A 12,870-nucleotide genomic window follows, 5' to 3' on the forward strand; every position below is an offset into this window, starting at 1 on the left:
GCGTAAGATGGTATAAAGGAACAGGGTGGGGGGTCGGGGTACCGCCGCCGTTGCCGGGGTCGGGCAGCGCGGTGCCGACTCCGACGGCCGCCCACGCCTTGGAGACGATGTAACGCTCCTGGGAGTTGGTGCCGTACAGGTCGGCGGCGGCCTGGAGAGTGGCGGTGCGGGCGCCCGCGTAGTTGGTGGTCGAGGTCATGTAGGCGCTGAGCGCCCGGTACCAGACGGCGGCGGCCTTCTCCTTGCCGATGCCCGAGAAGGTGTCGTTGTTGCAGGTGGTGCCGTTGTGCGCGCGTCCGCCGATGGTCTTCGCGCCGGTGCCCTCGGACGCCAGGTAGAAGAAGTGGTTGCCGATTCCGGAGGAGTAGTGGACGTCCACCGTGCCGGCCCTGGAGGTCCAGCAGGAAAGGGAGTTGCCGTCGGCGGAGGGGTTGTCCATACGGCGCATGTAGCCGCCCGGCATGTTGAGCTTCTCGCCGATGTAGTAGTCGCCCGGGTCGCCGTTGTTGGCCGCGGTGAACTCGACCATGGTGCCGAAGATGTCGCTGGTGGCCTCGTTCAGGCCGCCCGACTCGCCGGAGTAGAGGAGGTTCGCGGTGGCGGCGGTGACACCGTGGCTCATCTCGTGGCCGGCCACGTCGAGCGCGGTGACCGGGGTGTTGGCGTTCTGCGAGGAGCCGTCGCCGAAGAACATGCAGAAGCAGTTGTCGTCGTAGAAGGCGTTCAGCAGACCGTTGTCCACGTGCACGTACGCGGGGGCGCCGCGGCCGTCGTTGCGGATGCCGGACCGGTTGAACGAGTTCTTGAAGTAGTCCCAGGTCTTGGCCAGACCGTAGGAGGCGTCCACGGCGGCGCTCTCACGGCTGGACGCGGTGCCGTTGCCCCAGGAGTTGGTGGTCCTGGTGAAGGTCCGGGCGTACAGCCTCGGGTTGGACTGCGGGCTGTTGTAGGAGTCGTGGACGATCGTGTTGCCGTGCGCGGTGTCGGTGAGGGTGTAGCCGCCGGCGACCTGGGAGGTCTCGATGGACACCTGCCCGGAGGTGACGCCGTTGCCGGTGCCCGTGATGCTCTGGTGCAGCTCGTAATTGTCCAGCGGGGCGCCGCTGTCGGCGTCGACGATGACCGCCTCACGCGAGGCCGGGCCGCTCTCGCCCGTGCCGGTGACCGTCGAACGCCAGGCGAGGACAGGCGTCTCGCCGACCGCGTACACCACCAGGGTGCTGCTGTCCGAGTCCTCGGCCTTCGCGTTCCTGACGTGCTTGGCGTGCTTCACGGCCGCGGCCGAGGCGGCGGCGGCCGACACCTTCGGGGAGATGCCGGACACGCGGACCGGCCCCTGGTGCGACAGGTCCGAGCCGGTGATCGCGCCGTCGGCGGCGAGGTGCACCACCAGGTCGCCGCCGATGACCGGCAGGCCTCTGTAGGTGCGGTCGTAGCGCACGTGCCGGGCGCCGTCGGTGTCGATCAGCACATCCTTGGCGACCAGGCGCTCCGCGGAGTCCAGACCGAATTCGCGGGCGACCGCGGTGGCGTTCCGTTCGGCCGTGCGTATCGCCTCGCCGCGGGCGTCGGCCGTCATGGCGCGGAACCCGGCACCGGACCGGCTGACGCCGGGGTCGGCGACCGCCGTCGACTGGGTGGCCAGGACACTCACGGAGCCCATGACGAGGGCAGCGGCGACACCGGCTGCCAGGGCGTTCTTGCGGTTCATCGCGTTCCTTCCGCCGGGCCCTGTCGGGGAGAGGCCGCAGGACGTCAACTGGCGTGCGGAGGACGTTCAGCGGCAGTCGGCCCGGCTGTGGCCATGAGGCTAGGGACGCGGGATACGGGCGACATCGGGGAAACCCCTTGATCTGGACGAGCGGGCCGGGCGGGCGCACCATGGCCCGATGCAGGACTCTGCGACGTGGGTGACAGCACCTCAGGGGACGGCCGGTGCCCTGCCGCCGGGGGTGCCGGACGGCGTGGACGGGGCCCGGCGGGTGGTGCTGTTCGGGCCGCCCGGGATCGGCAAGACCACGGCGGCGGACGAGCTGGCGCGACGGTGGGGCCTGCCGGTGCTCCGGCTGGCGCCGGGCCGGGAGGACGCCCGGGTCCCTTACGCCGGCGTCCTCGAACTCGCGCTGTGCCTGCCGTCGCCGTGGGCGCGGCAACTGGGGGCGGCGCTGAAGGACGTGGTGGACGGGCCGGGGCGCGTGGAACACGACGGGACGGCCCTGCGGCTGCGCGGCCTCGTCACGGCCCTGCTGCGGGAGGCGGCGCCCCTGACCCTGGTCGTGGACAACGCCCAGTGGCTGGATCCGGCCGGCGCGGCGGTGCTGAGCTGGGCGCTGCGCCTGACCCCGGACCTTCCCGTCATCGTGGCCGAGCGTTCCTGGCGGCCGGAGTCGGGCGCCCACTGGTGCGGGCGGGACGCACACCCCGTACGCGTACCGGCGCTGTCGCCCGCGCAGCTCGCGGCGCTTCTGTCGCCGTGTCCGCTGTCCGCGGACGATGTCGCCTGGATCCACGCGCGCAGCGGCGGCAATCCGGCGCTGGCCCTGGCGCTCGCCGACGCCGTGCCCCTTCCGTCGGAACGAGCCGGCGGGGCCGAGCCGCCTCTGCCCGCGACGGCCCGGCGGCTGGTGGGCGAGTGGCTGGACGAAGTGCCGGACGCGGTGCGGGAACTGCTGGCGTGCGCCGCGCTGGACGACCGTCCCGACGTCGAACTGCTCATCAGGGTCGGCGGTCCGGCGGCCGAGACGCTCCTGTCGCAGGCCGAGACGGCAGGGCTGCTCGACATCGGCCGGCCGGACGGGACCCTGCGGTTCACCGCCTCGGCGATCGGCACGGAACTCATGAACCGGCTGCCGGTCACCGCACGCCGCGAGCTGCATCACCGTCTGGCGGCGGCCTGTCACGACCCCCTCCGCCGTGCCCGGCACACCGCGCTCGCGGCCACCGGTACGACCGACGCGCGTACGGCCCGGGACGCCGCCGAGGCCGCCGCCCGGGCGAGACTGCGCGGCGAGCACCCGCTGGCCGCCGAACTCTCCCTGCTCGGGGCCGAACTCACCCCGCGCGAGGACGCCGGGCCGCTCACCGAGCGCGCCCTGACCGCCATCCGGGACGCCGCGCACTGCGGCGACCTCCCCCGCAGCCGGACCGCGGCCCGCCTCGTCCTGGCCCACGAGGACAGTCCCGGCCCACGCTTCGAGGCGCTGCTGACCCTGCTCGACGCGAGCGGGCAACGCCTCAACGACGCCGACGAACTGTTCGCCGCAGCCCTCCACGAGGCCGCCGGCCGGCCCGACCTGACGGCCCGCGTCCTGCTCCGCCAGGCACTGCGCGCCAACGTCAACGAGGGCGCCCCCGAACGGGCCGAGGCGCTGGCCGGCCGGGCCGCCGACCTCGCCGAGGCCGCCGGCGACACCACCACCGCCGCCCTCGCCCTGACCATGCGGGCGCGCGTCCGGCGCATCCTCGGCAGCCCCGGCGCCGAGACCGCACTCGACCGTGCGCTGGCCATGCCCCGGACGGCACCGGCCCCCGTCAACGCCACCCCGGAGCACCTCGCCGCCCGGCACGCCCTCTTCGACGACCGTCTGTCCGACGCGCGGACGCTCCTGCTGCCGCTGCTCGTCCGGGCGCAGCGGGCCGGGGACGCCGAGGCCACGGTGGACGTGCTGCGCAGCCTCGCCGAGGTGGAGATCCGGGCCGGACGGTGCGCCGTCGCTCTCGGGTACGCCGCCCGCGCCCGGACGCTGACCGACGCGTCCGGCCTGCCGTACGGGCCCGCCTGCTACACCTCCGCCCTGGTCGAGGGCACCGCCTCACGCACCGACCACGCCCTCGCCCTCGCCCGCCGCGGCGTCGAGGCGTCCCGGCGGGAGGACAACCGGGTCTTCCTCTCCCGCAACCTCTTCGCCCTCGGCCATCTCCTGCTGGTCACCGGCCGCCCGAAAGAAGCCCTGGAGGCCCTGGAAGAGGTACGCGCACTGGAGGCGCTCCAGCAGGTGCGCGACCCGTCCGTGCTGCGCTGGCACGCCGACCTGACCGAATGCCTCGTCGTACTGGGACACCTCGAACAGGCCCGGGACCTGCTGGAGCACACCCACCGCACCGCGACCGAACTCGGCAGGCACACCGTTCTGCCGCCGCTTGCACGTGTCCGCGCCCTCCTGGACGCCGCACGCGGCGACTACGACACGGCCGCCCGCCGGCTCACCGAAGCGGCCGGCCGCCTCGGCCACCTCCCCATCGAACAGGGCCGCACCCTGCTCGCCCTCAGCCACACCGAACGCCGCGGACGCCGCCGCGCGAGCGCCCGTGAGGCGGCCAGGAGCGCCGCGGACCTGTTCACCGCGCACGAGGCGCACCCATGGGCCGAGGCCGCCGCGCGGAGCCTCGACCGGCTGGAGCACCACGCGTCGCACGACACGGCCCCGCCCCGTCTGACCCGGGCCGAACAACGCTGCGCCGAACTAGTGCAGCGCCGCATTGATCTTGCGGGGGTTGTGCCCCGCCGTCAGCAGTCCCGTCGCTGTTGACGGCGGGCAGTGATGTGTCAGTTCTTGACGAGTACGGTCGCAAGGGCTGACAGCGCGGAGTTGGCCTGGGCTGCGTCAAAGGCTGCAGGGTCGAACTTGTCGGCTGAGTCGAGGCCGAGCCATTCCAGGCGATCTTCGTGTTCTTCGTGGCGGGGGTCGGCAAGGATCTCGATCAGGTAGTCGTAACCCCAGATGCCGCCACAGTCCTCAGGCGGGCAAGCTCGGCGGCCGGTGAGGCATCGGGGGTAGGCGGTACCGGCCTCCGCCTCGGTGACGTCCTCGATGAGGATGTCGTGTTCCCAGTCGTCGCCGAAGTCGTATGTGTAGCGGAGCCGGTCGCCGGCGTGGGGAGCCACCTGGCCGAGCCGTTTGGAGGCGGCGCTGCGGATGCCCAGGTCGCGGTCGGCGACTCCGTATCGGTCCTGTCCGCTTTCGAAGGCCCACATGTGGTAGTCCTCCCAGCCGAAGGCAGCCTGGACGACGTCGTGAAGCTCGCGCAAGGTGACACCTGACGGCACCTCCAAGCGACGCCAGATCGGCGGTCGGGAGTCACGCAAGGTGATCTTGATCTTGTGCACGGTCTGACTCGGTGCGGTCCGCGAGTTCGGCTTCGCGCTCCTGCTGTTCGCCATGGCGGCCATCCTGCCATCCGTGCCGGCCGCCCAGGCGGGACGTGCGCCCCCTGCTCGCGACAATGATCACCGCGAGTCGCGGAGTCGATGGGGGGACAGCGCGTGCCGGTGGTCAGTCCGTTCCAGGTGGTCTGGGAGGGTGAACAGTACAAAGTGCTAGACGATTTGGCACGTTCTCGGACTGCGCCGTTGCGCCGGGTGCAGCGGGCCCGGGCCGCATTGTCCTGTGCGGAGGGCGTCGCGAACGCGGTTATCGCCCGCACCCTCGACGTGCATCTGGACACCGTGCGTCGCTGGCGCAAGCGGTTCGCCGCCGAGGGTCTGGCCGCGCTGGAGGACCGGCCCCGGAGGGGCCGCTCCCGCCGCTACGGTCCCGACGTGCACCTGGCCATCGTCGCCACCGTCACCTCCGCCCGGCCCCAGACCGACAGCCAGTGGACTCACCGCTCCATCGCCCATCGCCTGGCCTCTACCGGGATATCAGCGTCTCAGGTCGGCCGGATCCTGGCCGGCCTCGATCTCAAGCCGCACCTGGTACGTGGCTGGCTCACCCGTCCGGAAGATCCGGACTTCTACACCAAGGCCGCCGAAGTCTGCAGCCTCTACCTGCACCGCCCGCCCCACTCGGTGGTGCTCAGCGTGGATGAGAAGACCGCGATGCAGGCTCGTTCCCGCTGCCATCCCACGCGGCCGGCACGGCCGGGCCACGCTGAGCGGCGCGAGTTCGAGTACCGCCGCCACGGCACGGCCTCCATCGTCGCGGCCCTGGACGTGCACACCGGGCAGGCCCTGGTCGAGGACATCGCCCGCAACGACTCGGCCACCTTCATCGACTTCCTGCGGATGCTGGACCAGTCCATCGATCCGAAGCTGACAATCCACCTGGTTCTCGACAACGGGTCGTCCCACGTCTCGAAGGCGACCCGGGCCTGGCTGGCCGCGCACCCGAGGTTCGCCGTCCACCACACGCCCAAACACGCCTCGTGGCTCAACCAAGTCGAGATCTTCTTCTCAATCCTGACCCGCCGACTACTGCGGCGCGGCGAGTTCACCTCACGCCAGGACCTCATCGGCCAGATCCGCGAGTTCACCCTCGCCTACGACGACGAGGCCCGCCCGTTCCGCTGGACCTACGACGGAACCCCGCTCAAAGCTGCATGACCCCCGCAAGATCAACGCGGCGCTGCACTAGCCGCGGGCGGCGCCAGCAACCGTGACATCGCCGCGAGCCTCAGCATCAGCGTCAAGACGGTCGAGGCGACCCTCACCCGCGTCTACCGCAAACTCGGCGTCCACTCCCGCGTCCAGCTCGCTCACACCATCGCCCACGCACACGACTGACCGGCCGACGACACCGACCGGGCACGTCACGCTCCTCGTAGGCTTTCACTGGTCGCCCCGGTGTCATGAACGGAAACCTGTCAGCGAAGTCATGCACCGAATTGCCGCCCCGCCAGGCAGCCGATGCCTCGACCAGATCGCTCAGATCATGCATGCGGCAGGCCGCCCGGGTCCGTCGAACTCGTCGTGATCAGGAAGCTGCTCGGCCACGCCCGCATCGGCGTCACCGCCACCGTCCGGACCCCCGCGTCCGACCCGCCTCCAGCGCAACGTCGTCGACACCCTCAGCACCGCCCTCGACATCCCGGAGACCACCGAGACGCCCGACGGCGACGCCGATGAACCACCGTCCTGCGCCGCCCTCGCCCGCTGACGTTCCATCAACATCTGCCAATTGCGGCAGCCCCACCGGTTCGCCAATTCACCGGTCATGCGGAAGACCGAGGACCAGATCAGGGAAGCGGTCGACAAGCGCGGTGAGACCATCGAGTACACCGTCACACCCAGCTACCGCACGAACGACCCCACCGACGTCATTCCGCTGGGGCTCACGACAGAGGCCCGAGGCAACAAGGGATTCGCCTTCACTCCCTACGAGGGCGGCAGCACCACGAACATCGTCACTGTCCTGAACGTCCCCGAACGGATATGACGGCTCCAAGGAGTCAAGCGCCTCATGCATGCCGCGGTAGCCGGGCTCATCGAGATCGTTCCGCCGGGCAGCCCCCGGCGGACCCGTGACTGGAACGGTGTCGAACGGGTCCTCGGCACGCAGTTGCCGGAGGACTACAAGGAACTGGTCGAGGTCTACGGGGGCGGCGTCTTCGACAAGACGGTATGGCTGTTCGACCCGCACTGCCCTGACGAGGACTACAATCTCGTGGCCCAGTCCGCGGAACGGGAGGAGGTGCTGGCCCGGCTGTGGCAGTCCGAGCCCAAACCGGCGGAACTCGACGGGCCGGGTACGCGAGTCCTGCCCTGGGCCTCCATCGAGGACAGCGGAGCGATGCTGTACTGGCTCGCCGGACCGGGGCAGAGCCCAAACGAGTGGACCGTGCTGTTCAACGAGGGGCGCGGTCCCGAGTGGGAGCACCACGCCACTCAGTGCGCCTCCTTTCTCCTGGCCGTCCTGACGGGAGAGTCCGAAAGCTCGTACTTCCCCGACCTGCCCACCGACACCCATCAGTTCGACTCCAACGACGAGATCCTCGGCGAGAAGGGCTGAGGGCCCCGGCTGGCGGGTCACCGGCGGCCGGGGCCCGTGACGCCCTGCTCAGGGGCGGATCCCGGCCTCCACGAGCACGCTGATGAAGGTGTTGTCGGGCCTGATGCTGCCGCAGAGCGGGACGGTGTCATGGGGTGGGGCCGAGATCGCTTCCCTGGACCGCTCCGAGGTCTTCGACCGCGTCTCACTGCTCACCCAGGACTTCCAACGCTGGCCCGTGACAGCGGCGTTGAACATCCGTATCGGCCGGCCCGCCCGGCCGGCCGATCCCGAGCACCTGCAGCCTTCGGTGGACTACGCGGGTGCCGGACCGGTCATCGCCAAACTTCCCGAAGGGCTGCGCACCCTGCTGGCCCGGATGTTCCGCGGCGCGAGCGAACTGTCCGGCGGCGAGTGGCAGAAGATCGGGCTCGCACGGACCCACTGGCGCAGCGCCACCTCGGATGCCGACAGCCTCCTGATCGTGGACGAGCCCACCTCCGCCCTCGACCCGGAAGCGGAGATCGCCGCCTTCGACCGCATCCGCCGGCTCGCCGCACCGAACCGGGCCGTCGTTCTGGTTACCCACCGCATGTCCGGCGTCCGCCATGCCGACCGCATCTACGTCCTGCACCACGGACGGCTCGTCGAGCACGGCAGCCACGACGAACTCATGGCCGCCCAAGGGCGCTACGCCTCGATGTTCGACGCGCAAGCCGCCCAGTACGCCCCCGCGGGCACCATCCCCCGTCCCGGTTCCCCCACCGTCGCAGATCCCGCATGACCCGTTCGAAAGGCCCCCAGGGTGACGACTCCCCCCACGACCGCGCAGGAACACGAGCCCAGTGCACTGCGGCACCGGCTCGTCGATCAGCTTGTCGCGGCCGGTCACGTCCGCACCGCCAGTGTCGAGGCCGCCCTGCGCAGGGTTCCCCGCCATGCCTTCGCACCGGACGTGCCCGTTGAGACCGCGTACGCCGATGACATCATCCCCACCCGTCACACGCCCGACGGCCGGATCAGCAGCTCCGTCAGCGCACCATGGCTCCAGGCCGTCATGCTCGAATCGGCCCGCCTCCGGCCTGGCCACCATGTCCTGGAGGTCGGCTCTGGCGGTTACAACGCCGCCTTGATCGCCGAACTGGTCGGCCCGACCGGACAGGTCACCACCGTCGACATCGACCCAGACGTCACCGACCGCGCCGCCCGCTTCCTCACCGCCACCGGATACGACCGTGTCCGTGTCCTCACCGCGGACGCCGAACATCTGCCCGCCGATGTCGTCCCCGAAGGCGGATTCGACGCGGTGATCGTCACGGTCGACACCTGGGATCTGCCGTGGATCACCATGGTCGCGGAGGGCGGACGCCTCGTCGCCCCGCTACGCCTCCACCAGTACGTTTGGTCCATTGGGTTCACGAAACACGACGGTGCTCTCAGCAGTGAGGAGCCACTCACCGTGTGCGGCTTCGTCCCCATGCAGGGCGCCGGCGCATGGGAACCGAATCCACGCACCATCCCAGGCTGCGGCATCCGCCTTGCCTTCGAGGACGGAACGCCCATGCCCGTCGACCAGCTGGCCCCGGCCTTCGACATGGCGCCCTCAACGGTCCGTACGCACGTCACCGTTGGGGGTGAGGAACCCTTCGACTCCCTCACCCTCTATCTGGCCGGGGCTCTCCCCGGCTTCTGCCGCCTGTCCGTGGACCCGGAGCACGACACCGGCCTCGTCAGTCCCCCACCCCCGCACTGGCCCGGAGCGGCCATGGTGCGTGGGAGGTCACTCGCCCGTCTGGCACACGAGCGGATCGGAGACGGCGAAAATGGCAACGGCGCCTACGAGTTCGTCATCCACGGCTACGGACCGGCCGGTCACCTGGCGGCCACGGAAATGGCCGAGAGCGTCCGGCACTGGCAGCGCGACCACCGCGCCGCACCCTGCCCGCACATCACGGTCCAGCCCAAGGACGCCACCGGACCGACCGGCGCCCATACCGACGGCCTGCACGTGTTCCACAAGAAGCACACTCGAATCAAGATCGACTGGCCCGTCGTTCCCGACGAAGCAGCGCCTGCAGCCCTTGCCGACGCCCAAGACCATGAGCCCAGCTGTCCTGCCCGCTCGCAAAGCGGCCGAGTGGCGACCGTGCCGGCCACCGCCGACTACTGGGAGCCGCTCTGGGCCGGCGGACGCCGGTATCGCGAGGTCACCAGCACCGAGGCAGCGATGCTGGCCGACCATGTCGGACCGGGCCACGGACGCCCGGCACTCGACATCGGCACCGGCGAGGGTTCACTCGCCCGCCACCTTCACCAGCTCGGTTACCGCACCATCGGCATCGACTTCGCGCCCAGCGCCATCGCCGCGGCCCGCAACACCCAGCGGGGCGACGGGCCGGCCTGGCACCTGATGGACTTCGTCTCCGACGACCTCAGCGCCCTGCCGGATGCCGCGTATGCGATCGTCACCTGCCGCCTGGTCTACCGGTGGATCGACGACAAGGCGGCCTTCCTCGACCGCGTCCGACAGGTCCTGGCGCCCGGCGGGACCTTCTGGGTCGTCACCGAACTCGCCGGCCGCCGCGAGGAGGACGATCCGTACAGGCACCTCGGGATCACACCCGCCGAGGCCGAAATCCTCACCGCGGGCTGGTCCGTAGTACGCACCGCCGATCTCGACGTGCTGCGCTGCTATGCACTCCGCCCCTGAACTGAGCACGGAGGCCGACGTGTTGGACATCGAGCATCAGACCCGCCTCGCCTGGGACACCTATGGAAAGCACCACCTGGAGCGCGCCACTCCCCTGCCGGAAGTGGAACGGATCAGCTGGGGCCCTGCAGCGAACGGGCCCGGGGACGCCCTCCTCGGGGACGTCGAGGGCCTGCGGGTCCTGGACATCGGCTGCGGCCCTGGTCGGCACGCCGCCCACCTGGCCCGCACCTACGGAGCGCAGGTGGACGGCGTCGATGCTTCCCTCAGCCAAATCGAGAGAGCGCGTGCCCGCTACCCCGATGTACCGGACCTGCGGCTGGTGCACGCCGACGCTGTCGAGTACCTGGGCACGACAGCCCCGTACGACGTGATCTCCTCCCTCAGCACCTTCCACTTCCTCGACCCGCACCGGCTCCTGCCCGCCCTGTCGACCGCCGTCAAACCGGGCGGACGGCTGTACTTCACCGTGCTGCACACCAACTCCGCCGGCGACGGCCCCGCCTCGACCGTCACCCCACGCCCGGAGATCCTGCGCATGGCCGGCGGCGACGATCTCACGGTGCATATCACCGACCCGCACATGACCGCCTCCGCGTCATCCCAGCCCTGACTGAGGCGGGCCTCGCCCGGTGAACCCCCTGCCGCCTCACCCATCGCCGAATCAACAGGACCGATCCCGTGACCACTCCACGCCGTGCCACGCCCGCCGATGCCGAAGCCATCACCCGCCTGCGGTCCGAGCTGATCCTCTCCCAGCCGCTCACCCCTGACTGGCTGGCCCTGTGCCGAGACCAACTGACCGAACGCCTCCAGGCTCACGGCGATGCCCGGGCCTACGTCGTCGAAGCACCCGAGGGAGGACTCGTCACCTGCGCCCTGGCACTCGTCGGCCCCGTACTGCCCGCACCCCGGTATCCCAAGGGACTGGCCGCACGCATCCAAGCCGTGGCCACCCGGCCCGGGTACCGACGTCGCGGCTACGCCAAAGCCGCCCTCACCGCGCTCCTCAACGACCTGGAGCAGGAAGACATCACCCTTTTCGAACTGCACGCCAGTGACGAATCCAGGTCTCTGTACGAGGGGCTCGGATTCGTCAGCGATCCAGCACTGATGCGCAGAACCGCACTACCTCCGCAATCCCGCGGTCGGCACAGGTGCGGCGCTCTGACCGACGACTGGGACACGATCCAGCGTCTGGCCGACACGTTCAGCCGTCTCGATGCCGAGAACGGACTCGCGCCGGAGGAGCAATGGACCCTGCAAGTGCTCAAGCTCGCGGAAGAGGTTGGCGAGACTGCGCAGGCCGTCATCGGAGCCCGGGGCACCAACCCGAGAAAAGGGCACAGCCACACGTGGACAGACGTACAGGACGAGGTGGCCGACACTGTCATCACTGGCTTGGTCGCCCTCGCACGACTGCGTCCCGACGCACGTGAATACCTCACTGCCGTCCTGGCCCGAAAAGCCGCGAAGTTCCTTCCGCCACAGGATTCCGGCGACGAGCTGCTTCGCTGACGTAGCCCTGCCACGTGCTCCCGCTTCTCGACGACCTCAACCGCCTCCCCCGGCAGTGGCGGATGCGGCCAGAGACGCATGGGCCCCGGCTGGACGTCGCCGGCCGGGGCCTGCATGCATGCAGAGACAGCGCAGCGGTTCAGGACTCGGTGTAGTGAGCGAGGAAGTCCAGCTCGGTTTGAGAGATCCGCCGCGGCCTGCGGGTCTCCGGGTTGTACGCGGCCGTCCAGGTCATCGCGCGCATCGTCAACCCGGATGACGGCATCCTCGGCGCTTTCGCCCAGCTCGTAGAGGCCGGGTGCCGCCTTGCCCGGCACCAGGCCGAACGCGGTGCGCTGCCGGCAGAAGCGTGGCTGTCCCTGGGCAGGGCCGCGAACGAGCCGTACAGCATCGGCCTGGACCTGGACGACCACAAGGACACCCTCGTCCAGTTCGGCACACGGGCGGCCCTGGCAGCGAGCAAGCCTCCCGCCCCGGCCCCGCTGGTCGCCCGGCGGCGCCGGTGAGCAAAACCCGGTGGCAGGGCTGGTGCCGGGCGAGCAGGCCGAGCAGCACTACCTCGTCGAGCCGCGGACGCTGGCCGGCGGAGGCGACATCCATTCAAGTCCAGCTGGGAACAGCTGATCAGCCCGACGCAGCAGATCTGCGCTCAGCGTCGCCTGCCCTCGGTGCCCCATCGATGCTCGCCACCTCGACAGGGCCTGACCTGCCTGACAAGACGCCTGACAGTGAGGATGTACGTGAGCGTTCCCCGGCGGGGTCTGACCCAACGCCTGACTGACTCAGGGTCCTCAACGGGATCTGTCGACCCTGTCCGGGGGACGTTCGCCTGCATCCGTCGGGCCGGGGGACGTGACTTCATAAGAGCCTGGCCAGAGGCCCCATCACTGTCTTGTCCGCCCTCCCGGCCGACGGGTGCCAACCCACCCGGTCGAA

The 12,870-nt window shown here is 70.4% G+C and carries 9 protein-coding genes and 4 pseudogenes; 11 read left to right on the top strand and 2 right to left on the bottom strand.

Features of this window, described 5'->3' with window-relative positions:
- A partial coding sequence (locus tag MTQ10_RS20230; RefSeq protein WP_247470121.1) for a M4 family metallopeptidase occupies nucleotides 1–1,711 on the bottom strand: 1,711 nt, incomplete at its 3' end.
- Between the two features lie 199 nt (nucleotides 1,712–1,910).
- Between MTQ10_RS20230 and MTQ10_RS20235 the strand changes: the two genes are divergently transcribed.
- Nucleotides 1,911–4,529 (top strand): AAA family ATPase, encoded by a 2,619-nt coding sequence (locus tag MTQ10_RS20235; RefSeq protein ID WP_247470122.1) that lies wholly within the window; start codon nucleotides 1,911–1,913, stop codon nucleotides 4,527–4,529.
- Nucleotides 4,530–4,546: 17 nt separating this feature from the next.
- Here MTQ10_RS20235 and MTQ10_RS20240 read toward each other — a convergent pair whose 3' ends face one another.
- Nucleotides 4,547–5,161, bottom strand: a complete 615-nt coding sequence (locus MTQ10_RS20240) for a plasmid pRiA4b ORF-3 family protein (protein ID WP_247470123.1) — start codon at nucleotides 5,159–5,161, stop codon at nucleotides 4,547–4,549.
- A gap of 102 nt (nucleotides 5,162–5,263) precedes the next feature.
- On the opposite strand from MTQ10_RS20240, the gene MTQ10_RS20245 reads away from it, so the two are divergent.
- The 10 genes and pseudogenes from MTQ10_RS20245 to MTQ10_RS31810 form a co-directional block, all read left to right on the top strand.
- Complete coding sequence (locus MTQ10_RS20245; RefSeq protein ID WP_247470124.1) at nucleotides 5,264–6,322, top strand: IS630 family transposase; 1,059 nt, start codon at nucleotides 5,264–5,266, stop codon at nucleotides 6,320–6,322.
- A gap of 9 nt (nucleotides 6,323–6,331) precedes the next feature.
- A pseudogene (locus tag MTQ10_RS20250) lies at nucleotides 6,332–6,502 on the top strand (helix-turn-helix domain-containing protein); the annotation flags it as partial.
- Nucleotides 6,503–6,908: 406 nt separating this feature from the next.
- Nucleotides 6,909–7,154 (top strand): annotated as a pseudogene (locus tag MTQ10_RS20255) (hypothetical protein); the annotation flags it as partial.
- A 24-nt stretch (nucleotides 7,155–7,178) separates the two neighbouring features.
- Entirely contained in the window at nucleotides 7,179–7,727 is a 549-nt protein-coding gene (locus MTQ10_RS20260; RefSeq protein ID WP_247470127.1) for an SMI1/KNR4 family protein, read from the top strand.
- Nucleotides 7,728–7,797: 70 nt separating this feature from the next.
- A pseudogene (locus MTQ10_RS20265) lies at nucleotides 7,798–8,490 on the top strand (ATP-binding cassette domain-containing protein); the annotation flags it as partial.
- Between the two features lie 21 nt (nucleotides 8,491–8,511).
- Nucleotides 8,512–10,416, top strand: coding sequence for a methyltransferase, FxLD system (fxlM, locus tag MTQ10_RS20270; protein ID WP_247470128.1), 1,905 nt, complete (start codon nucleotides 8,512–8,514; stop codon nucleotides 10,414–10,416).
- A gap of 19 nt (nucleotides 10,417–10,435) precedes the next feature.
- Complete coding sequence (locus MTQ10_RS20275; protein WP_247470129.1) at nucleotides 10,436–11,029, top strand: class I SAM-dependent methyltransferase; 594 nt, start codon at nucleotides 10,436–10,438, stop codon at nucleotides 11,027–11,029.
- A 68-nt stretch (nucleotides 11,030–11,097) separates the two neighbouring features.
- Nucleotides 11,098–11,934 (top strand): GNAT family N-acetyltransferase, encoded by an 837-nt coding sequence (locus MTQ10_RS31505; protein WP_308404583.1) that lies wholly within the window; start codon nucleotides 11,098–11,100, stop codon nucleotides 11,932–11,934.
- Nucleotides 11,935–12,146: 212 nt separating this feature from the next.
- Nucleotides 12,147–12,440 carry a hypothetical protein gene (locus tag MTQ10_RS20290; protein WP_247470131.1) on the top strand — a complete coding sequence of 98 codons (294 nt, stop codon included), beginning with the start codon at nucleotides 12,147–12,149 and terminating at the stop codon, nucleotides 12,438–12,440.
- A pseudogene (locus MTQ10_RS31810) lies at nucleotides 12,437–12,531 on the top strand (DUF317 domain-containing protein); the annotation flags it as partial. The gene MTQ10_RS20290 and the pseudogene MTQ10_RS31810, both read left to right, overlap by 4 nt.
- Nucleotides 12,532–12,870: the final 339 nt, after the last annotated feature.

The organism is Streptomyces sp. XM83C (genome assembly GCF_023072675.1).
Taxonomy (GTDB): domain Bacteria; phylum Actinomycetota; class Actinomycetes; order Streptomycetales; family Streptomycetaceae; genus Streptomyces; species Streptomyces thermocoprophilus.